This is a genomic window from Falsiroseomonas selenitidurans, from assembly GCF_012103215.1.
Classification (GTDB): domain Bacteria; phylum Pseudomonadota; class Alphaproteobacteria; order Acetobacterales; family Acetobacteraceae; genus Falsiroseomonas; species Falsiroseomonas selenitidurans.
This window is the reverse complement of the sequence record NZ_JAAVNE010000067.1, coordinates 1-21987: the sequence shown is the minus strand read 5'-3', so window position 1 is coordinate 21987 and position 21987 is coordinate 1. Positions and strand designations below refer to the sequence as shown.

Annotated in this window: 16 protein-coding genes and 1 pseudogene; 13 read left to right on the top strand and 4 right to left on the bottom strand. The window is 72.6% G+C overall.

Going from position 1 to position 21987, the window contains the following annotated elements; translation table 11 throughout:
* The 5 genes from HEQ75_RS28520 to HEQ75_RS25045 form a co-directional block, all read left to right on the top strand.
* Positions 1-1044 (top strand): DUF6504 family protein (locus tag HEQ75_RS28520; protein WP_456237398.1); only part of this gene is annotated, 1044 nt, incomplete at its 5' end.
* A gap of 16 nt (positions 1045-1060) precedes the next feature.
* Positions 1061-4387: an error-prone DNA polymerase gene (locus tag HEQ75_RS25060; protein ID WP_328734916.1), complete on the top strand. Its 3327-nt coding sequence runs from the start codon at positions 1061-1063 to the stop codon at positions 4385-4387.
* A gap of 108 nt (positions 4388-4495) precedes the next feature.
* Positions 4496-5467, top strand: coding sequence for a Bug family tripartite tricarboxylate transporter substrate binding protein (locus HEQ75_RS25055; protein WP_168034865.1), 972 nt, complete (start codon positions 4496-4498; stop codon positions 5465-5467).
* Positions 5468-6439 carry an NAD(P)-dependent oxidoreductase gene (locus HEQ75_RS25050; protein WP_168034864.1) on the top strand — a complete coding sequence of 324 codons (972 nt, stop codon included), beginning with the start codon at positions 5468-5470 and terminating at the stop codon, positions 6437-6439. It abuts the gene before it with no gap.
* Positions 6440-6599: 160 nt separating this feature from the next.
* The gene (locus HEQ75_RS25045) at positions 6600-7766 is read left to right on the top strand and encodes an NADH:flavin oxidoreductase/NADH oxidase (protein ID WP_168034863.1); all 1167 of its coding nucleotides are present in this window, start codon (positions 6600-6602) and stop codon (positions 7764-7766) included.
* 52 nt (positions 7767-7818) lie between these two features.
* On the opposite strand, the gene HEQ75_RS25040 is transcribed toward HEQ75_RS25045, so the two are convergent.
* Entirely contained in the window at positions 7819-8838 is a 1020-nt protein-coding gene (locus HEQ75_RS25040) for an ABC transporter substrate-binding protein (RefSeq protein ID WP_168034862.1), read from the bottom strand.
* Positions 8839-9065: 227 nt separating this feature from the next.
* Here HEQ75_RS25040 and HEQ75_RS29125 point away from each other — a divergent pair, with 227 nt between their 5' ends.
* From HEQ75_RS29125 to HEQ75_RS25010, 6 genes are all read left to right on the top strand, one after another.
* Positions 9066-9755, top strand: a complete 690-nt coding sequence (locus HEQ75_RS29125; protein WP_328734914.1) for a cold-shock protein — start codon at positions 9066-9068, stop codon at positions 9753-9755.
* 333 nt (positions 9756-10088) lie between these two features.
* Positions 10089-11147 (top strand): ABC transporter substrate-binding protein, encoded by a 1059-nt coding sequence (locus HEQ75_RS25030; RefSeq protein ID WP_168034861.1) that lies wholly within the window; start codon positions 10089-10091, stop codon positions 11145-11147.
* A 4-nt stretch (positions 11148-11151) separates the two neighbouring features.
* Positions 11152-12249: an ABC transporter ATP-binding protein gene (locus HEQ75_RS25025; RefSeq protein WP_235962116.1), complete on the top strand. Its 1098-nt coding sequence runs from the start codon at positions 11152-11154 to the stop codon at positions 12247-12249.
* Positions 12246-13094, top strand: coding sequence for an ABC transporter permease (locus HEQ75_RS25020; RefSeq protein WP_168034860.1), 849 nt, complete (start codon positions 12246-12248; stop codon positions 13092-13094). The genes HEQ75_RS25025 and HEQ75_RS25020 overlap by 4 nt, the downstream gene beginning before the upstream one ends.
* The gene (locus HEQ75_RS25015; RefSeq protein WP_168034859.1) at positions 13091-13897 is read left to right on the top strand and encodes an ABC transporter permease; all 807 of its coding nucleotides are present in this window, start codon (positions 13091-13093) and stop codon (positions 13895-13897) included. The genes HEQ75_RS25020 and HEQ75_RS25015 overlap by 4 nt, the downstream gene beginning before the upstream one ends.
* 128 nt (positions 13898-14025) lie before the next feature.
* Complete coding sequence (locus HEQ75_RS25010) at positions 14026-14943, top strand: LysR family transcriptional regulator (RefSeq protein WP_168034858.1); 918 nt, start codon at positions 14026-14028, stop codon at positions 14941-14943.
* Between the two features lie 243 nt (positions 14944-15186).
* Here the strand turns inward: HEQ75_RS25010 and HEQ75_RS25005 are convergent, their stop codons facing one another.
* From HEQ75_RS25005 to HEQ75_RS24995, 3 genes are read right to left on the bottom strand one after another with little or no spacing between them, the layout of a single operon-like run.
* Positions 15187-16221 (bottom strand): Ldh family oxidoreductase, encoded by a 1035-nt coding sequence (locus tag HEQ75_RS25005; protein ID WP_168034857.1) that lies wholly within the window; start codon positions 16219-16221, stop codon positions 15187-15189.
* Positions 16218-17915, bottom strand: a complete 1698-nt coding sequence (locus HEQ75_RS25000) for a hydantoinase B/oxoprolinase family protein (RefSeq protein ID WP_168034856.1) — start codon at positions 17913-17915, stop codon at positions 16218-16220. The genes HEQ75_RS25005 and HEQ75_RS25000 overlap by 4 nt, the downstream gene beginning before the upstream one ends.
* Positions 17912-19963, bottom strand: a complete 2052-nt coding sequence (locus HEQ75_RS24995) for a hydantoinase/oxoprolinase family protein (protein ID WP_168034855.1) — start codon at positions 19961-19963, stop codon at positions 17912-17914. The genes HEQ75_RS25000 and HEQ75_RS24995 overlap by 4 nt, the downstream gene beginning before the upstream one ends.
* Positions 19964-20137: 174 nt before the next feature.
* Here HEQ75_RS24995 and HEQ75_RS24990 point away from each other — a divergent pair, with 174 nt between their 5' ends.
* Positions 20138-21115, top strand: a complete 978-nt coding sequence (locus HEQ75_RS24990; protein ID WP_168034854.1) for a Bug family tripartite tricarboxylate transporter substrate binding protein — start codon at positions 20138-20140, stop codon at positions 21113-21115.
* A gap of 104 nt (positions 21116-21219) precedes the next feature.
* Positions 21220-21987 (top strand): annotated as a pseudogene (locus HEQ75_RS24985) (hypothetical protein); the annotation flags it as partial.

Here is a 21987-nt window from a genome sequence, read left to right as displayed (position 1 = left end):
CTGGCCCGCAGCCGCCACGACGCGCCCATCGCGGTGTCCGGCATCGAGGCCGCGCTGGCCGCGCCGCTGCCGCTCGGCCCGGCGCTGCGGCTGGAGGCGGCGGAGGTGGCGACGCTGGCCCGGCTCGGCCTGCGCCGGGTGGGGGATCTGCTGGACCAGCCGCGCGGTCCGCTCGCCCGCCGCTTCGGGACGGCGCTGCTGGACCGGCTGGATGCGGTGGCCGGCCGCCGGCCGCACGCCATCCAGCCGCTGCGGCCGCCGCCGGAACTGACCGAGTCGCTGGACCTGCTGGAGCCGCTGGTCACCCGCCCGGCCATCGAGGCGGCGCTGGACCGGTTGCTGGCCGGGCTGTGCACCCGGCTGCGCCTGGCCGGGCTGGGGGCGCGGCGGCTGGCGCTGCTCGCCTGGCGGGTGGATGGCGCGGTGCAGGAGGTGGCGATCGGCACCGGCCAGCCCAGCCGCGACACAGCGCATCTGAAGCGCCTGTTCGCCGAGGGACTCGGCAGGCTGGAACCGGACCTTGGCTTCGAGCGCCTGGCGCTGGAAGCCCGCGCGACGGACCGCATGGACACCGGCGCCCAGGCCGGGCTCGGCGTCCCTGGCCTGGCTTCGCGGCGGGACGGCACGGCGCTGGCGGAATTGCTGGACCGGCTGGGCCAGCGGACGCGGGTGCAGCGGGTGGCGCCGCGCGCCAGCCACTGGCCGGAACGCAGCCTGACCACGCTGGACCCGCAGGCGGTGCCGCCCGCCCCGCCGCCCGGCTGGTCGCGCCCCGATTCACCCGTGCTGCGCCTGCGCCGCCCGCAGCCGCTGGAGGTGGTGGCCCTGCTGCCGGATGCGCCGCCCGCCAGCCTGCGCTGGTGCGGCATGGCCCGGCGCGTGCGGCAGGCGGAAGGGCCGCTGCGGCTGGAGCCGGAATGGTGGCGCGCGGACCCGGCGGCGGAACGCCGCGACAGCTACCGGGTGGAACTGCCCTGCGGCACGCGGCTGCTGGTCTGCCGCGGCGGGGCCTCCGGCTGGCGGCTGCACGGCTACCTGCCATGACGGCGCAGCCGAAGCCGTGACCGGCTATGCCGAACTGGCCGCGCGGTCGCATTTCTCCTTCCTCGACGGCGCCTCCCACCCCGCGGAGCTGGCGGCGCGGGCGGCGGCGCTGGGGCTGGCCGGGCTCGGCCTGTGCGACACCAACAGCCTGGCCGGCGTGGTGCGCGGCCATGTCGCGGCGAAGCAGGAAGGGCTGCGCTTCGCCGTGGGCTGCCGGCTGCTGCTGGCCGATGGCAGCGCCTGGCTCGCCTGGCCCACCGACCGCGCCAGCTATGGCCGGCTGACCACGCTGCTCTCCCACGGTCGCATGGCCGCGCCGAAGGGCGAATGCGCGCTGGCGCGGGAAGACCTCTTCGCCGCCGCCGAGGGATTCGTGCTGGCCGCGGTGCCGCCCGCGGAACCCGATGGCCGGCAATGGCAGGCCGATGCGGCAGCGCTGCGCGACCGGCTCGCCCTGCCGCTGCTGCTCGCCGCCGCCTGCCCCTATGGCGGCGCCGACCAGCAGCGGCTGGACGGGCTGGCGGACATCGCGGGCCAGGCGCTGCTGGCGACCGGCGACATCCGCTACCACCACCCGGGGCGCCGCCGCCTGGCCGATGTGCTGTCCGCCATCCGGCTGCGCACCACCGTCGATGCGCTGGGCCATGCGGCGGAGCCGAACGGCGAACGCCACATCAAGCCGCCGGCGGAGATGGCGCGGCTGTTCGCGCGGCATCCGCAGGCGCTGGCCAACACGCTGCGCGTGCTGGACGCCACCGCCGGCTTCTCGCTCGACCAGCTGCGCTACGAATATCCCGAGGAGGTGATGGAGCCCGGCCGCACGGCGCAGGAGACGCTGGAAGCCCGCGTGGCGGCGGCGCTGGCCGCCCTGCCCTACGGCGTCTCCGCCAATCTGCGCGACCGCATCGCGCATGAGCTGGAGCTGATCGGCAGGCTCGGCTACGCGCCCTATTTCCTGACGGTGCATGAGATCGTGCGCTTCGCCCGCAGCCAGGGGATTCTCTGCCAGGGGCGCGGCTCCGCCGCCAATTCCAGCGTCTGCTACGTGCTCGGCATCACCGCCGTGGATCCGGACAAGCACGACCTGCTGTTCGAACGCTTCGTCTCCGCCAGCCGCGGCGAGCCGCCCGACATCGACATCGATTTCGAGCATGAGCGGCGGGAGGAGGTGATCCAGCACCTGTACGAACGCTACGGCCGCCACCGCGCCGCGATCTGCGCCACCATCATCCGCTACCGCGCCCGCAGCGCCATCCGCGAGGTCGGCCGCGCCATGGGCCTGACCGAGGATGTGACGGCCCGCCTCGCCAAGGCCAGCTGGGGCCCGGGGCGGGAGGTCGGCCTGGCGCAGCTGGCGGAAAGCGAGGGGCTGGACACCAGCGACCCGCGCCTGGCGATGACGCTGGAACTGGCGGAGGAATTGCAGGACGTGCCGCGCCACGCCGCCACCCATGTCGGCGGCTTCGTCATCACCCGCGGCCCGCTGGTGGAACTTGCCGTGGTGACCAATGCGGCGATGGAAAACCGCACCGTGCTGGAATGGGACAAGGACGACATCGAGGCGCTGGGCATCCTGAAGGTGGATGTGCTCGGCCTCGGCATGCTGTCCTGCATCCGCCGCGCCTTCGACCTGCTGCGCCGGCACCGGCGGCTGGACCACACGCTGGCCTCGCTGCCGAAGGACTGCCCGGAGACCTACGCCATGCTGCGCCGCGCCGATTCGGTGGGCGTCTTCCAGGTGGAAAGCCGGGCGCAGATGAACATGCTGCCGCGGCTGAAGCCGGCGAAATTCTACGACCTGGTGGTGCAGGTGGCGATCGTGCGGCCGGGGCCGATCCAGGGCGACATGGTGCACCCCTATCTCCGCCGCCGGCAGGGCATCGAGCAGCCCGAATACCCCTCCCCCGGCCCGGAGCATCCGCAGGATGAACTGAGGAAAGTGCTGGAGAAGACGCTGGGCGTGCCGCTGTTCCAGGAACAGGCGATGAAGCTCGCCATCGTCGCCGCCGGCTTCACGGCGGATGAGGCCGACCTGCTGCGGCGCTCCATGGCCACCTTCAAGATGACCGGCGGCGTGGCGCAGTACCGCGACAAGCTGGTGCAGGGCATGGTCCGCCGCGGCTACCGGCAGGACTTCGCGGAGCGTGTCTTCAGCCAGATCGAGGGCTTCGGCAGCTACGGCTTTCCCGAAAGCCACGCCGCCAGCTTCGCGCACCTGGTCTATGCGTCCTCCTGGATCAAATGCCACCACCCGGCGGTCTTCGCCTGCGCGCTGCTGAACAGCCAGCCGATGGGCTTCTACGCCCCGGCGCAGATCGTCCGCGATGCGCGCGAGCATGGCGTGGCGATCCGCCCCGTGGACGTGAACGCCAGCGACTGGGACTGCACGCTGGAGGCCGCGCCGGAGGGGCCGGGGCGGCTGGCGCTGCGCCTCGGCCTGCGGCTGGTGACCAGCCTGGAGAAGACGGAGGCGCAGGCGATCGTCGCGGCGCGGGAAGCCCGCAACGGCGCGCCCTTCACCTCGGTGGAGGATCTCGCCTGGCGCAGCGGCGCCGGCAAGCGGGCGCTGGAAGCGCTGGCCGCCGCCAACGCTTTCGCCCAGGCCGGCGCCCAGGCCGGCGCCCAGGCCGGCGCCCCCGGCCCGGCGCGGCGCGAGGCCGCCTGGGCGGCGCGCGGCGTGCCCTCGGGCCCGCGCGACCTGCCGCTGTTCGCCATCGCGCAGGACTCCGTCGCCGCCGCGCTGACGGATGAGGCGCCGCTGCTGGCCGAGCCCGCGCCCCGCCTGCCGCCGCAGACGGAAGGGGAGGCGGTGGTGGGCGATTACCTCGCCACCGGGCTGACGCTGCGCCGCCACCCGCTGGCCCTGCTGCGCCCGGCGCTGGCCGCGCGCGGCTGCGACGACACGCAGCGCCTGGCCAGCGCGCGGGCCGGCACCCGGCTGCGCCTGCCCGGCCTGGTGCTGATGCGCCAGCGGCCGGGCTCGGCCAAGGGTGTGGTGTTCCTGACCATCGAGGATGAGGCCGGCCAGGCCAACATCGTGGTGTTCCAGGACATCGCCACCCGCGACCGCGCCGCCCTGGTCGCCGGCCGCCTGCTGCTGGTGGAAGGGGTGCTGGAACGCGAGGACCAGCACGCGGAAGTGCCGATCCTGCACGTGATCGCCCGCCGGCTGCTGGACTGGTCCGCGCTGCTGGAGGCGCTGCCGCAGGTGGAGGCGGGACCCGAGGCCGGATCGGCCTGGGCGGAACGCGCGCTGGGCCGGGCGGACGAGGTGCGCCGCCCGGACCCCGGCGCCCGCGCACCGAAACGCACCCGCCTGCCGGCCAGCCGCGATTTTCGCTGAACACACCGCACCCCGCCGCCTGCCGGCGGACTTGTGGCCCACCCGGCCCGGGCGCGAAGATGCGCCACGCAGTGCCCGCAGAGGCCTGCAGGGGAGAGAAACCAGGCCATGAACCGCCGCGCATTCCTGCAAGCCTCGGCCGCGCTGCCGCTGCTCGCCACGCCCAGCCTCCTGCGGGCGCAGACGTTCACCCAGCCCGTCCGCCTGATCGTGCCCTTCAACCCGGGCGGCACCAGCGACATCCTGGCCCGGCTGGTCGCGCCCTCGCTCAGCCAGCGCATCGGGCAATCCGTCGTGGTGGAAAACCGCGCCGGCGCCGGCGGCAACATCGGCGCCGACCTGGTGGCGAAAAGCCGGCCGGACGGCCATGCCCTGGTGCTGCTGGACATCTCCGTCCTCGCCACCAACCCGCATCTGTTCCCGCGCCTGCCCTTCGACAGCCTGCGCGACCTGGCGCCGGTGCAGATGGTGATCTACGCGCCCTACATCCTGGCGGTGAACAACCAGTTGCCGGTGCAGAACGCGGCGGAACTGGCAGCCTACGCCAAGGCCAATCCGGGCAAGCTGAACGCCGCCAATTCCGGCACCGGCACGCTGACCCACCTGGTCGCCGCCTCGCTGGCCAATGCCTGGGGCGGGGAAGTGACGCATGTGCCCTATCGCGGTGGCGCCCCGGCGCTGACCGCGCTGGTGACGAACGAGGCCAATCTCACCATGGCCGGCGCCACCCAGTCGCAGAACTTCGTGGTGAACAACCAGATGCGCGGCATCGCCGTGACCGGCACGAAGCGCCTGGCCGCGGTGCCGAACCTGCCGACCTTCCAGGAACTCGGCTGGCCGGAACCGCAGGCCGGCACCTGGCAGGGCGTGCTCGCCCAGGGCAACACGCCGCCCGCCATGATCGCGCGGCTGGAGCAGGAGATCGCTCAGGTGCTGACGGAGCCGAACATCGTCCGCCGCATCAACGAACTGGGCGGCGAGGTCCGCGCCGAGGGCGCCGCCGCCTTCCGCCGCATCCTGACCCAGCAGACCGAAAGCTACGGCCGCATCATCCGCGCCAACAACATCCGGCTCGAATAGATGCAGCCGACGCGCCTGCATGTGCAGGTGAACCCCGCCTCCGCCCTGGCCGAAGCCTTCACCGAGGCGCGGATCCGGGGCGGCCTGCCGGGGCAGGTGACGATGCGCTTCGGGCAGACGCCCGAGGCGCTGGAGGAAGGCCTGGCCACGGCGGAGGCGCTGCTGCTGGTGGGTGCCGCGCCGCTGCAGGACCTGCCGCGCCGCGCGCCGCATCTGCGCTGGATCAGCTACACCAGCGCCGGCGTGGAATGGCTGCTGAGGGCCGGCCTGCCGGCCTCCGTCACACTGACCAACGCCAGCGGCACCCACATCCCGAAGGCGGCGGAATTCGCGCTGCTGTCCGTGCTGATGCTGAACAACCGGATGCCGCATTTCGCCACCGCCCAGCGTGCCCATCGCTGGGCGCCACAGCCGGCCGGCACGGTGGCAGGCAAGACCGCGCTGATCCTCGGCATGGGCGCGCTGGGCGGCGCCGCGGCCCGCGCCCTGGCCGGCCAGGGGATGCGCCTCATCGGCAACAGCCATTCCGGCCGGCCGCACCCGGATGTGGCGGTGATGACCCGGGGCGAGGGCTTCCGCGCGCATCTGCCGGAGACCGACTTCCTCCTCATCACCCTGCCGCTGACACCGGCAACCGATGGGCTGGTCGGCGCCACGGTGCTGGACGCCCTGCCGCGCCACGCCGGCGTGGTCAATCTCGGCCGCGGCGAGATCCTGGACGCGGACGCGCTGGCCGAACGCCTGCGCGACGGCCGCCTGGCCGGGGCGGTGCTGGACGCGCTGCCGCAGGAACCGCTGCCGCCGGAAAGCCCCCTCTGGGACACGCCGAACCTGGTCATCACCCCGCATTGCGGCCTGTACGACCCGGACGCCTACGCGCCGCGCTGCCTGGACGCCTTCTTCGCCAACCTCGCCCGCTTCCAGGCCGGCGAGCCCCTGCACCAGGTGGTGGACCCCGCCCGCGGCTATTGATGGCCCTCGCCCGCACCCGCGGGCCTGGCCACGCACCACGAGGCACGCCGCCCATCCGGGCGCAGGTCCCGTGCCTCGACGGACAATGGCTCCCGTCCTGGCCACCATCTTGCATCATCTGTCGCCCCGGGCTGCCCTTGCCGCCCGGCCGGAGCCCCGCATGACCGACGCGCCCACGCCCCTTCTGCTCACCCCCTATGCATTGCGTGGCGTAACCCTGCGCAATCGCATCGTCGTCTCGCCCATGTCGCAATACCGCTCCGACCCCGGCGGCATCCCCGGCGACTGGCACCTGGTGCATCTCGGCAAATTCGCCCTCGGCGGCGCCGGGCTGGTATTCTGCGAGGAGACCAGCGTCTCCGAACGCTCCCGCAAGACCTATGACTGCCCCGGGATCTACACCGACGAACAGGCCCGCGCCTGGCGCCGCATCACGGATTTCCTGCGCGCCAATGGCAGCGCCAGCGCCATGCAGATCGGCCACGCCGGCCGCAAGGTCGCCACCCGCGCGCCCTGGGACGGCTTTTCGCCACTGACCGAGGAAGACGCCGCCCGCGGCCGCCCGCCCTGGTCCGGCCTCGCCCCCAGCCCCATCCCCTTCAAGCCCGGCGCCATGATCCCGAAGGAAATGGACGCCGACGACATCCGCCACGTCATCCAGCTCCACGCCGACGCCGCCCGCCGCGCCGACGACGCCGGCTTCGACATCCTCGAGATCCACGCCGCCCACGGCTACATCATCCAGCAATTCCTCTCGCCCATCACCAACCGGCGCAGTGACACCTACGGCGGCGACCGCGAAGGCCGCATGCGCTTCGGCCTGGAACTGGTCGAGGCCGTGCGCGCCGCCTGGCCGGCCGACAAACCCCTGCTGATCCGCCTGTCCTGCGTCGACGGCCGCGGCGGCGGCTGGCACATGGAAGACACGCTGGCCTTCGCCCAGGCCCTGAAACCGCGCGGCATCGACCTGATCGACTGCTCTTCCGGCGGCATCGAAGGCCCGCTCACCCTGGCCGTGGTGCCCCGCACCCCCGGCTACCACGTGCCCTTCGCCGCCGAGATCCTGCGGGAGACCGGCATCCCCACCATGGCCGTCGGCCTCATCACCGACCCGCACCAGGCGGAATCCTACCTGCAGGCCGACTCCTGCCACCTCGTCGCCCTGGCCCGCGAATTGATGTGGAACCCCAACTGGCCCACCCACGCCGCCCAGACCCTGGGCCAGAACCCCCTCCCCCTCATGCCTCCCTCCTACGCCTGGTGGCTCGAACGCCGCGACGAAGTCCGCCGCCGCTTCCCCACCGGCCAGGAGACGGCTGCGGAGTAGGGCTCGGGGCGCGGTGATTGCGGGGGGACGCTGCCCCCCTGCACCCCCTGCCCTACACCCGCAGGCGTCGCTCGGCGGTGCTGGGCAGGAAGCGGCCGTCGAAGATTTCGTGGTTGGGCGGTGTGGTGGCCAGGCCGAAGCCGTCCTTCACCAGGGCGATGGTTTCGGTCAGGCGGGATTCGGCAAGGGTGCCGAGGCCGTCGGCCTTGGTGCGGGGGGTGATCATCAGGCCGTCGCGGAGGAAGGCGATGCGTTCGGCTTCGATGGATTCTTCCAGCAGGGGAAAGAGTTGCTTGAGTTCGCGGGCGGCCTGGGTGGGGTTGGCCATCACCTCGTGCCAGCAGCGGGTGCTGGCGGCGAGGAAGCGGCGGATGGCGTCGGGTTTTTCGGCGATGAAGCTGCGGCTGGCGAGCATGGCGTTGCCGGGGAAGTCCATGCCGTGGTCGGCGTAGCGCAGGCTGCGGATGTCCTCCGGCTTCACGCCGTTGGCCTTCAGGTTGAAGAAGACGGTGTAGTCGAAGCCGGTGACGGCATCGACCTGGCGGGTCAGCAGCATCTGGTCGCGCAGCGCCGGCGTCACCTGTTGCAGGCGCATCCGGTCCATGGCGATGCCGTTGATCCGGCAGAAGGCGGGAAACATGCGGGAGGCGCCGTCGGAGGGGCCCTGGCCGATGGTCTTGCCGGCCAGGTCGGCGGGCTTGCCGATGGCCGAGCGTGCCAGGCTCATGATCGCCTGGGGCGAGCTGTCATGCAGCGGCATGACCGCCTTCGGCGCGGCGGTGGGGTTGCGGGCGTAGAATTCGATCAGGGTGGCGATATCGCCGCTGCCCATCTGGTAGTTGCCGGAGGCGACGCGGGTGATGGCGTCGCCGGAGCCGGAGGAGCCGTCGATGGTCACCTCCAGCCCGGCGTCGCGGTAGTGGCCGCGCGACAGCGCCAGCAGGTAGCCGGCGGTGCCGCCATCGGGGCGGAAGTTCAGCACGAAGCGGATGCGTTCCGGCGCCTGCGCCAGGGCGGGGGCGGCGAGCAATCCGGCGGTGGCGCCGAGCAGGGTGCGGCGGGCCAGGGTCATGCGAATCCTCCGAAGGTTCGCCCGGCTGGAAGCAAGACCGGTGCCAGCCTGTCACGGCCGCGCGGGTTCGACAGGTTTCCGCGCTTCGTTGCGCTTCTCACGTTGAAGCGCGGCGTTCGTGACCTATACTGCTGGCGAGGCCGCGACGCGCCATGCCACCTTCCCGGGCTCGAATTCACGAGACGGCGGGGTTTGGCGCGTTTCAGGTCGAACAGGCGAGTCCAGAGATGACCAACACGCACGACTGGCGGCGAGACCGCAAAGCCCGCAGCAAGCGGGGTTTCGACGATGACATGCCGCAGGAAGGCGGTTGGGCCGCGCCGCCCATGCCGAGTTTCGCGCCCTCGGCGGCGCCCAGGCGGGCCTCCTCCGCGCCTGTCGCCTCCGGCCCGGATGTGGCGGCGGTGGTGAAGCGCTTCGACCCGGAGCGCGGCTTCGGCTTCGTCGCGGTGGATGGCGGTGGCGGCGATGCCTTCCTGCACATCAGCGTGCTGCAGCGCGCCGGCGCCGACACGGTGGCGCCCGGCACCAAGCTGCGCGTCCGCGTCGGCCAGGGTGAGCGTGGCCCGCAGGTGACCGAGGTGCTCGAGGTCGGGCCGGTCGGCGAAGTGCCGCCCTCGCCGCCGCGTGGCGCCATGGGTGGCGGCCCGCGCGCCGGTGGTCCCGGTGGCGGCGGCTCCTTCCGCGCCCCGCCCCCGCCCGGTTCGGGCGAGGAGGTGCAGGGCACCGTGAAGTGGTACAGCGCCGAGAAGGGCTTCGGCTTCGTGACGCCGAGCGATGGCGGCAAGGATGTCTTCGTCCATGCCACGGCGCTGGAGCGCAGCGGGCTGCGCCCGCTGACCGAGGGCCAGGCCGTGACGCTCCGCGTGGTGCAGGGCAAGAAGGGCCCGGAAGCGGCGTCCGTCACCACGGCCTGATCCAGGCGGTCTGCGATGTGAAGGGGGCCGGACCCGGCAGGGTCCGGCCCTTTTTTCGTGCCGGGTGCCCGGATCGGGGCAGGCCCTGCCATGATGCGCCGCCCGACAAGCAAAACTTGTCCAACCCGACATGGATTTTCTGTTTGAACCGGCAGCGAGGCTGGCGGAGGCTGACCCTCTGCCAGCCTCGCTGCCGCCGCAACGCCAGGCCGTCCCGCCCGGCGGCCTGGTTGCGTGGTTGGCGAGGCGGGTTGGCTCGGGCCAGAATGCGCCCCGGGATGCGAAGGCCCGCCACAGGCGGGCCCAGACAGGGTGAGGCAAGGAGAGAAAATAATGACGATCGCGCGCAGGACCCTCGGCCAGGCGGCCCTTGGCGGGCTGCTGGCCTCGCCCTTCATCCGCCCGGCGGCGGCGCAGGAACGCAGCATCACGCTGGCGGCCTATAGCGGCATCTTCCAGGAGAACTACGACGCGGTGGTGGTGGAGCCGTTCCGCCGCGCCAATCCGAACATCAAGGTCACCTATTTCGGCATGCCGAACTCGGCCCAGACGCTCGGCACGCTGCGCGCCCAGAAGGCCGCGCCGCAGATCGACGTGGCGATGTTCGACATCACCATCGGCAAGGCCGCGACGGATGAGGGGCTGCTGGACCCGATCACCCGCGCCGAATTCCCGGTGCTGGCGGATCTCGCCCCCAGCGCCTTCGCGGAAGGCGTGAATTCCGTCGGCGTCACCTTCGACAGCCTGTCCCTGCTGTATTCGCCGGAGAATGTGCGGCCCGCGCCCACCTCCTGGCGCGTGCTGTGGGACCCGAAATACAGCGGCAAGATCGCCATGGCGGCGGCGCCCGACATCGTCGGCATCGGCATGACGCTGGTCGCCAACCGGCTGTTCGGCGGCACGGACTACAAGGATTTCGCCCGCGGCGTGCAGGCGATGTCCGACCTGTCCCCGCATGTCCTGTCCTGGGACCCGAAGCCGGACGCCTACACCTTCGTCACCAACGGCACGGCGCAGCTGGCCGTCGGCTGGAACGCCCGCGGGCAGCTCTACAGCCGCCAGTCCGGCGGCAAGCTGGCCGCGGCGCTGCCGGAGGAAGGCTCGCTGTTCCAGATCAACACGCTGGGCCTGGTCAAGGGCTCCCGCCAGTCGGACGCGGCCAAGGCGTATATCGCCTACGCCCTCTCGCCCGAGGCGCAGGCCGCCTTCGCGGAGCGCATGTTCTACGCGCCCGTGAACACCAAGGCGCCGGTCTCCGCCGCCGCGCTCTCCGCCACCGCGGCCTCCCCGGCGCGGATGGAGAAGATGCTGGCCGTGGATTGGCTGGAGGTGGCCAAGTTCCGCAACCGGCTGAACGAGCAGTGGCGCCGGCGCATCCTGACGCGCGGCTGACCTGATGCCGGCTGAGGACAAGGCGGCGCCGGAGATGGCGCCGCATCTTGAGCTGCACGCCCTGGAAAAGCGCTTCGGCGCCACCCGGGCGGTGCAGGCCCTGACATTGGCGGTGGGGAAGGGGGAGCTGATCGGGCTGCTCGGCCCCTCCGGCTGCGGCAAGACCACCACGCTCAGGATGATCGGCGGGCTGATGCCGGCCAGCGCCGGGCGCATCGTCGTCGCCGGGCGGGACGTCACGGCGCTGCCGCCACACCAGCGCGACATGGGCATCGTGTTCCAGAACTACGCGCTGTTCCCGCACATGGACGTGGCGCAGAACCTGTCCTTCGGGCTGGAGATGCGGAAGATCCCGGCCGCCGAACGCGCCGCCCGCGTCACCCGCGCGCTGGCGATGGTGCGGCTGGAGGCCTTCGCCAGGCGCAAGCCGCGCGAGCTGTCCGGCGGCCAGCAGCAGCGCGTGGCGCTGGCCCGCGCCCTGGTGATCGAGCCCAGCATCCTGCTGCTGGACGAGCCGCTGTCCAACCTCGACGCCAATCTGCGGGAGGAGATGCGCAACGAGATCCGCGACATCCAGCAGCGGCTCGGCATCACCGCCGTCTTCGTCACGCATGACCAGTCGGAGGCGCTGGCGATCTGCGACCGGATCGCCGTCATGCGCCTCGGCGTGCTGGAACAGCTCGGCACGCCCTTCGAGATCTATGAGCGGCCGGCCAATGAATTCGTCGCCGGCTTCGTCGGCCGGGTGAACCGCGCGCCGGCGGAACGCCTCGCCGATGGAAGGCTGCGGCTGGGCGAGCTGCTGGTGCAGGGCAGCGGCACGGCCGGGCCCGGCCCGGTCACGCTGATGATCCGCCCGCACCGCATCCGCCTGGGCGACGGCGCGCTGGAAGGGCCGGGCTGGAACAGCGCCACCGGCACCGTCACCCGCCGCACCTTCGTGGGCGACCTGCTGTCCATCGAGGTCACGGTCGGCCCCGCCACGCTGCTGGTGGAGCAGCACAGCTTCGCGGGTGCCCCCGGCCCGGCGCCGGGGGATGCCGTGCAGCTGGCCTGGCGGGCGGAGGACACGCTGGTGTTCCCGGCCCGGGTCCCGGCATGAGCGGGCGGAGCGGCCTGTTGCCGCTGCTGGTGCTGCCGGCGGTGGCGGTGAACCTGCTGGTCTTCCTGTGGCCGATCCTGAACCTGGCCGGCCTGTCCTTCCGTGAAGGCCTGCCGGGCGGCGGGCTCGGCACCGAATTCACCCTGGCCACCTGGCAGGAGCTGGCCGCGGACGAGTTCTTCCGGGAAATCCTGCTGCGCTCCATCGTGATGTCCCTGTCCATCACGCTGCTGGCGCTTCTGGCGGCCTATCCGCTGGCCTTCTTCGTCCATCGCAGCGATCCGCGCTGGCGCAGCATCCTGGTGGTGGCCTGCATCTCCCCGCTGCTGATCTCCGCCGTGGTGCGGACCTATGGCTGGCTGGTGATCCTGGGCGACCGCGGCTTCGCCCCCGCCATCCTGCGCGGCATCGGCATCGAGCCGGGGCGGCTGGTGTTCAACATGACGGGCGTGGTCATCGGCCTGGTCGAGATCCTGATGCCCTACATGATCCTGTGCCTGCTGGCCGGCTTCGGCCGGCTGAACCACACGCTGGAGGAAGCGGCCGCCAGCCTGGGCGCGCCGCCCTTCACGGTGTTCCGCCGCATCGTCCTGCCGCTGACCCTGCCCGGCATCCTGCTGGGCTGCCTGCTGACCTTCGTGCTGACCATCTCCTCCTTCATCACGCCGAAGCTGCTGGGGGGCGGGCGGGTGCTGCTGCTGGCCACCGAGATCTACGACCAGGCCATCGTCACCCTGAACTGGCCGCTGGCCGCGGCGCTGTCGGTGATCGCGCTGGGCGTCTTCGGGCTGGCGATCTTCGTCTACGGGCGCATCGCCCGGGCGGCGGAAAGGGCCATCGCATGATCTCCGCCGGCCCCGGGCGCTTCTTCTTCCACCTGCTGGTGGTGGCGCTGTTCCTGTTCCTGCTGGGACCGGTGCTGCTGGTCTTCCCCATCTCCTTCTCCGCCGACAGCTTCATCGGCTGGCCGCCCTCCGGCTGGTCCGTCAAATGGTACGTGGCGATGCTGGACCAGCCGACGCTGGGCGAGGCGCTGCGCAACAGCCTGATCCTGGCCGGCATCGTCACCGCCCTGGCGCTCGCCATCGCCCTGCCCGCCGCCGTGGCGCTGTCCCGCGGCAGCTTCCCGGGGCGCGACGCGATCATGGCGCTGCTGACGGCGCCGCTGCTGCTGCCGACCATCGTGCTGGGCCTGGCGCTGCTGATCATCTTCGTCACCCAGGGCATGATCGGGTCCTGGCCCGGGCTGATCCTGGCCCACCTGCTGCTGACCGTGCCCTATGCGCTGCGGGTGCTGACCACGGCGCTGGGCACCCTGCCGGCCTCGGTCGAGGAAGCGGCCGCCAGCCTCGGCGCGCCGCCGCTGTCGGTCTTCTTCCGCGTCACCCTGCCGCTGATGGCGCCCGGCCTGGTGGCCGCGGCGGCCATCGTCTTCCTGGTCTCCTTCGACGAGGTGGTGATCACGCTGTTCATCGTCGGCCCGCAGCTGAACACCCTGCCGGTGGCGCTGTTCCGCTACGTCGAATCCCGCACGGACCCGCTGGTGGCCGCGGTCTCCGTGCTCATGGTGCTGTTCACCCTGCTGCTGGTGGTGGTGCTGGAACGCGCCATCGGGCTGCGCAAGGCGATCGGCGGCAAGGGCGGGTAGCCAAAGCGCGCCGCGCCCAGTGGCGCGCGGCCAAGCCGGCGATTGCGGCACCCGAACCCGAGGTCCCTTGTCTTCCAGGCGGCGCGGGCCTTGCATGGCCCGCGCCGATCCCGGACACCCGCCCCCGCATGAACCTCCGCTTTCTCGAAACCTTCATCTGGGTGGCGCGGCTGAACAGCTTCAGCGCCACCGCGGACCGGCTGCACACCACCCAGGCCGCCGTCTCCAACCGCATCGCCGCCCTGGAACGCGAGCTTGGCGTGCGCCTGTTCGACCGCGACCTGCGCTCCGTCCGCCTCACCCCCGAAGGCCGCGCCGCCCTGTCCCGCGCCGAGGACATCGTCCGGCTGACGCAGGAATTCCAGGGCGCCATCAGCAGCAAGGACGCACTCCGCGGTCGCCTGGCCATGGGGGCCATCGACTCCGTGGTGCATAGCTGGCTGCCCCGGCTGATCCGGCGCATCCAGCAGACCTATCCCTGCGTCGAACTCGACCTGACCGTGGACACCAGCCTGACCATCGCCGGGCAATTCCACCGCAGCGAACTCGACCTCGCCATCATGATGGGCCCGGTCATCGCCCCGCAGGTGGAAAGCCGCTTCCTCGGCAGCCTCCCCTGCTCCTGGTACGCCGCCCCCGACATGGACCTGCCCGCCGAACCCCTGCCCATCGCCAGCCTGGCCGCCTGGCCGATCCTCGCCTTCTCCCGCGGCTCCAAACCCCACCAGGACATTCTGCGCCACTTCGCGGATGCCGGGGTGAAAGCCACCGCCCTGTCCAACTTCAACTCCATCGCCACCATGATGATCCTGGCCGAGGACAGCCTGGGCGTGACCATGCTGCCCGACGCCGCCGCCCAAGGCGCCATCACCGCCGGCCGCCTGCGCCGCCTGGCCGTGACACCCCCGCCACCCCCCATCGACGTCCACGCCGCCTACACAACGCAACCCCGCAACACCATTGCCACCACCGTCGCCAGCATGGCCCAGGCCGAAGCCGAAGCCTTCGGGCGGAGGGGACGGGACGAGGAAGGGGACGCGGGGTGATTTGCAGGGCGGGCTTCGCCCCCCTGCCCCCCCACCAGGGGGCCCGGCCCCCGGGACCGCGAGGACCTTTGCGCAGGCACGGAAAGGGAGCTGAAGCGACCGCCGCTTCAGCGGGACCGCTGGCCCCCTCTCCTCGCCTGCTCAACTCTCATGGGTTTCCAAAGGGCCGCCGCCCTTTGGCGGGGTGGGTGCGGGAGGGGCGGAGCCCCTCCTGCGAACAGCCGGGCGCCCCCTTCCCCGTTCCTACCCGCCTGCAGCCTCGGCATAGGCTTGCAGCCTGGCGTGCAGCGTGGCGGGGATGGTGATGCCGTGGTCGTGGGTGCGGTTGCGGGCGGCGAGGCGGCGGGTGCCGGGCAGGCGGGCGTTGGGTTGGCTGGTGATGGCCTCCACCAGGCGGGTCAGGCGCGTGGTGGCGTCGGCGCCGGCGAGGGGGCCGGGGTCGAGCGCCAGGAAGCACTGGCCGGTGCGGGGTGATCCGCCCTTGTTGTCGGCGAAGGAGGAGGCGTCGAGGGAGAGGTTCGCGCCGGTCAGCCAGGCGGCCATGAGTTCGACGATCAGCGCCTGGCCGGCGCCCTTGTAGCCGCCGGAGGGCACCATGCTGCCGGCGAGGCCGGTGGCCGGGTCCGTGGTGGGGTTGCCGTCCTTGTCCAGCGCCCAGCCTTCCGGGATGGGTTGGCCGCGCTGCTGGTGGACGATGAGTTCGGATTTGGCGACGACGCTGGCGGACTGGTCCAGCACCAGGGGCGGGGCGTCGGCGCGCGGCACGGCGAAGGCGATGGGGTTGGTGCCGAAGACCGGCGTGTTGCCGCCGAAGGGGGCCATGGAGGCGGGGGCGTTGACGAAGCCCAGCGCCAGCAGCCCGGCTTCGGCGATGCGCTCCACATGGTGGCCGACGACGCCGCAATTATAGGAGTTGGTGACGGCGAGCGCGGCGATGCCCTGGGCCTTGGCGGCGGCGATCAGCGCCGGCAGGCCGAGCTCGATGGCGGGGTGGGCGAAGCCGTCCCGCGCATCCACCCGCACCAGGCCGGGGCGCGGCTGGTCCAGGGTGGGGGTGGCGGCGCCGTCGATCTTGCCGCAGCGGGCGTGCTCGCAATAGGTCGGCAGCCGGGCCAGGCCGTGGCTGTGGATGCCATCGGCTTCCGCCGCGACGACGGAGGCGACCAGCGGGCCGAGATTGGCCGGAGAGACGCCGCTGGCGGAAAGCGCCCGGCTTGTGAGGTCCTCGACCTCCGCGAGGGTCAGGGCGATGCCATCGGCGGGGGTGGGGTGGCTCATGCCTCGTTCTCCTTCGGCGGCGTGCCATAGTCGCGCGCGGCGGCGGCCGCTGTCACGAAGCCGAGTTCCAGATCGCGGCGCAGCGCGGCGGGGTCGCGGGCGGCGGGGTCGCCATGGCCGCCGCCGCCCGAGGTCTCGATGGTGACGACGTCGCCCTGTCGCAGCGGCAGGCCGGAGACCTTGGAGCGCAGGGCTTCCGTGCTGCCATCGGCGCGGCGCAGCGTGGTGCGGCTGAGCGATCCGGGCCGGCCGCCCTCCAGCCCATGGGGCGGGATGCGGAAGCGTTCGAAGCTGGTGGACAGGGTGCCTTCGGCGGCCTCCAGCCGCCATTCCCGCACCAGGCCCAGCCCGCCGCGGTGGGTGCCGGCGCCGCCAGAATCGGGCAGCAGGGCGTAGCGCAGGAAGGTGACGGGGTAGCGCGCCTCCACCATCTCGATGGGCGCGTTGGTGTTGTTGTGCAGGCCGCAGGACAGGGCGCTGGCGCCGTCGCCCCGCGCATGGCCGCCCCAGCCGCCCACCTCGATGTCGAAATACACCTGGCGCCGGCCATCGGGGCGGAAGGTGGACAGCGCATAGACGTAGGAGATGGCATAGTAGGCGGCCGGGATGCGGTCCGGCATCAGCCTGGCCAGGGCGCCGAAGACGGCGATGGCGATGCGGTGGTTCACCACCATGCGGCTGGCGACGGGCGCGGGGAAGCGCGCATCCACCACGCTGCCGGGCGGCAGGCGCAGCGTGACGGCGCGGTAGCAGCCGGAATTGGCCGGGATGTCGCCGCCGAGCGCCGCCAGCAGCGCGTAATAGGCGGCGGAGGCCGTCATCGCCCGGGTGTTGTTCACCGGCCCGCGCACCTGGGGGCTGGACCCGCTGAAGTCCAGCGTGATGCCCTCCCCCTGCTTGATGACCGTCACGGCCAGGCGGATGGGCTCGTCGGATTGCCCATCATCATCCACCAGCTCCTCGAAGCGGCTTTCGCCATCCGGCAGGGCGGCCAGGGCAGCGCGCACCATGCGTTCCGAGGAATCCTGGATCTGCGCCATGGCGGCGGCGAGGTTTCCGGCGCCGTACTTGCGGGCGATGCGGGCGACCGCGGCCTCCCCGATGCCCAGCGCCGCGATCTGCGCCTTCAGGTCGCCGCGGGTTTCGTCCGGCTGGCGGACATTGTGCAGCAGCATCTCGAAGACGCCGTCGTTCAGCACGCCGCCGCGGGCCAGGAACAGCGGCGGGATGCGGATGCCTTCCTGGAACACCTCCACCGCCGTCGCCAGGTAGCTGCCGGCCGCGCCGCCGCCGATATCCACATGGTGGCAGAGCGTGCCGACGATGCCGATGCGCTCCCCGTCCAGGAAGACGGCGCGGAAGGTCTGGATGTCGTGCAGGTGCTGGCCGCCGCTGTAGGGATCGTTGGTGACGATCACGTCGCCATCCTGCCAATCCGCCAGGGGGATGGCGTGGTCCAGGATGTGGCGCAGGCAGTCCGACATCGAGTTCAGGTGCACCGGGATGCGCGCGGATTGCGCGACATTGTGCCCGTTGGCGTCGAAGACGGCGGTGGAATAGTCCAGGATCTCCCGCACCACGGTGGAGCGTGCGGTGCGCCAGATGGTCAGGCTCATCTCCTCCGCCGCCGTGACCAGCGCGTTGCGGATGACTTCCTGGCGGACGGGGTCGATGCGCGTCATGGCCTGGTTCATCGGATGGGCTCCGCGATCAGCGCGCCGGAGGGGTGCGCCGCCACCGCCCAGCCGGGCGGGATGTAGGTGGAGGTATAGGCTTCCTCGATCACGGCAGGCCCCGGCAGCGCCGGCGCGGCGGGCACCGCGCCGCGGGACAGGATCGCGGCGGGCCGCATGGTGCCCTCGATCAGCAGCGCGCGGCTGCCCGCCGCGGCCGGCGCGGCGGCGGGTTCCACCGCCTCGCCTTCGGGACGCGGCAGCAGGCCGCGCGCGGTCAGGCGCAGGCTGACGATCTCCACCGGCACGCCGCGATCGTCATGCGCGAAGCGCTGCCGGTGCAGGGCGTGGAAGCCCTCTGCGACCGTGGCGAGGCCGATGGCGGAAAAATCCGCCGCGGCCAGGGGCACGGAGAGTTCGAAGGCCTGGCCGGCGTAGCGGCAATCGGCGGACCATTCCAGGCGGCGCTGCGCCGGCGCCACGCCGTCCTCGTCCAGCAGCGCCGCGGCCTCCGCCGCCAGCCGCGCGGCGGCTTCGGCCAGGGCGGGCCCGGCATCCGCCAGCGCCATGATCTGCGTGGCGGACAGGTCGTGGGTGATGTCGGACCACAGGATGCCCCAGGCCGACAGCGTGCTGGCATGCGGCGGGAACACCACGCGGCCGATGCCGAGTTCGGCCGCCACCTCGCAGGCATGCACGCCGCCGGCGCCGCCGAAGGACAGCAGCGCGAAATCCGCCGGATCCAGCCCCTTCTCGAACAGGCTGAGCCGGATGGCGCCCGCCAGCGTGGCGTTGGTGATGGCGATGACGCCTTCCGCCGCGGCCTCCGCGCCGAGCCCCAGCGGGGCGGCCAGCCGCGCCGCCGCCGCCGCTGCCGCCGCCAAATCCAGCCGCATGGCGCCGCCCAGGAAATTCGCCGCATCCAGCCGGCCGAGCAGCAGGTTCGCGTCCGTCACCGTCAGCGCCGTGCCGCCGCGGCCATAGCAGGCCGGGCCGGGGTCGGCGCCGGCGCTGTGCGGGCCGATGCGCAGCCGCCCGCCGGCATCGACCCAGGCGATGGAGCCGCCGCCGGCGCCGATGGTGCGCATTTCCACCATCGGCAGCCGCACCGGCAGGCCATCCACCTCGCCCTCCGTCACCATGGCGATCTGCCCGCCATGCACCACGGAGACGTCGAAGGAGGTGCCGCCCATGTCGATGGCCACCAGGTTCGGCAGGCCGAGCGTGGCGGAAAGCCGCCGCGCCGCCGCCGCGCCGCCGCTGGGGCCGGACAGCAGCAGCCGCGCCGGTTCCCGCCCCGCCTTGGCGGTGCCGGACACGCCGCCATTGGACTGCACCAGGTAGAGGCGCGCGGTGAGCGCCGCCGCCGCCGCGCTGGCTTCCAGGCGGCGCATGTAGCCGGCGACGATCGGCACCAGCAGCGCGTTCAGCACCGTGGTGGACAGGCGTTCATACTCCCGCAGTTCCGGGCTGATGTCGGCGGAAAGCGAGACGGCGACGCCGGGCAGCAGCTCGGCCAGCAGGGCGCCGACGCGGCGTTCATGCGCCGGGTTGGCATAGGCGTGCAGCAGGCAGACGGCCACCGCCTGCACCCCGGCCTCCCGCAGCCGCGAAGCGGCCACCCGCAGGCTGGCCTCGTCCAGCGGGATCGCCACGCTGCCATCGGCGCGCAGGCGTTCCGTCACGCCCAGGCAGAGGTTGCGCGGCACCAGCGGTGGCGGCGGGTCCGCGGTCAGCGCGTAGATGTCGCGGCGGCCGTGCCGGCCGATCTGCAGCAGGTCCTCGAACCCCGCGGTGGTCAGCACCGCGCCGCGCGGCAGCTTGCGCTCCAGCACCGCATTGGTGGCGATGGTGGTGCCGTGCAGCAGCAGGCGCACCTCCTCCACCGCGAAGCCGAAGCGGGCGGCGGCATCGCGCAGCCCGCGCAGCAGGCCGATGGAGGGGTCGGCGGGCGTGCTCGGCGATTTATGCTGGTGCACCGCCTGCGTCGCGGAATCGAAGATCTCGAGATCCGTGAAGGTGCCGCCGATATCCACGGCGACGCGGATCTCCCGCGAAGGAAGCTGCATGCGGGTATCCCTGGTTGCGGGACGCAGCTTCGCGGCGGGGCGCAGGGTGGGCAAACGAGAAATTGGTGTCGCGGGCGATCAGCAAAATCGATGCGCGGCGCGGCAGGTGCAAGGTTGCCGCGCCGCGCCGCAGCCGATAAGCGGGGGTCAAGAAAACACAGGGGAGACACCAGGATGCTGCTGCGCCGTCGCGCCACGCTGGCCGCCACCTTCGCCGCCACGCTGGCCCTGCCCGCCATCGCGCGGGCGCAGGGCTTCCCGGACCGCCCGGTCCGCATCATCGTGCCCTTCCCGCCCGGCGGGTCGAACGACATCATCGCGCGGCAGCTGGCCGAGCAGATGCGCGAGGGCCTGGGGCAGCCCGTGGTGGTGGAAAACCGCGCCGGCGCCGGCGGCAATGTCGGCGCGGATTCCGTGGCCAAGGCGGCGCCGGACGGCCACACCCTGCTGCTCTGCCCGCCCGGGCCGCTGGCGATCAACGAGCATCTGTTCCGCACCATGCCCTTCGCCCCGGCGCGCGACTTCGCGCCGGTGGCGCTGGTGGCCTCCGTGCCCATCGTGCTGATGGTGACCAAGGGCCTGGCCGCGCAATCGGTCGCGGAGCTGGTGGCGCTGGCGAAGCGGGAGCCGGGGAAGCTCGCCTTCGGCTCCTCCGGCAATGGCAGCACCAACCATCTGGCCGGGGAGCTGTTCAAGACCATGGCGGGGCTGGACATGGTGCATGTGCCCTATCGCGGCGCGGCGCCGGCGATGACGGACCTGGTGGGCGGGCAGATCCAGCTGATGTTCGACAACATGCCGGCCGCCCTGCCGCAGGTGCGCGGCGGCAGCGTGCGCGGCCTGGCGGTGGCCGGCAGCGCCCGCGCCGCGGCGATGCCGGAGTTGCCGACGGTGGCGGAAGCCGGCGTGCCGGGCTTCGAGGCGGAGGCCTGGTTCGGTCTGGTGGCCCCGGCCGGGACACCGGAGCCGGCGCTGGCGAAGCTGCGGCAGGCCTGCGGCGCGGCCCTGGCCAACCCGGCGCTGCGCGGGCGCTTCGCCGAAAGCGGCGCGGTGCCCGGCGCCCGCCTGGGCGAGGCATTCGGGGCCTTCATCGCCGCGGAGCGCATGAAATGGGGCGGCGTGGTCCGCGCTTCGGGCGCGCTGGTCAACTGAAGCGCCTTCCGGCGCCCCATTAAGGGGCGCTGGACGATCGTGCCTGTTTTCGGGATGCCCTAAGCCCTTGTGTGTCCAGGTCATCACGTCCTAGTTACACAGTCATGACGGCTAGCGGGCGCGCCCTTCTGATCGTGGTGGTGGTCGGTGCCGGCCTTGCCACATTCGTCGCCACCCGGTTCGTTCCGAACGAGCCGGTGGCGGAGCCACAACAGCGCCCGGTGGCGGAGCCACCATCGCGCCCAGTGGCGGAGCCGCAACAGCGCCTGGTGGCGGAGCCACCATCGCGCCATGTGGCGGAGCCACAACAGCGCCCGGTGGCGGAGCCACAACAACGCCCGGTGGCGGAGGCGCCACGCCCTGCCCCACCAGCCGCCGCCCCGGCGCCCAGCCTGGCCCCTGGCCGCGCCACGCCCCCTGCCACGCCCGAGCCGCCGCGCTTCGACGTGGTGCGTGTGGGCGCACGGGGCGGCGTGGTGGTCGCCGGCCGTGCCGCGGCGGGGGCGGAGGTGATCCTGCTGGAGGATGGGCAGGAAATCGGCCGCGCCCGCGCCGATGCGCGCGGCGAATGGGTGATCCTGCCGACCGACCCGCTGCGGCCCGGGACACGGCAATTCGCCCTGCGGGCGGTGATCGGCGGCGTCGAGATGGCCGGGCCGGACATGGTGGTGGTGGTGGTGCCGGAGGCGCCGCTGGTAGCGGACGCGCCGCGCCCGGAACTGGAGGCCGCGCGGCGGCAGGCCGCCGCGGAGGCCGAGGCGCGGCGGGTGGCGGAGGCCGAGGCGCAACGTGCCCAGGCGCTGCTGGAAGCCGCCGCGCGGGAGGTGGCGCAACGCCGGGCGGAAGCCGCAGCGGCGCAGGCCGCCCGCGCC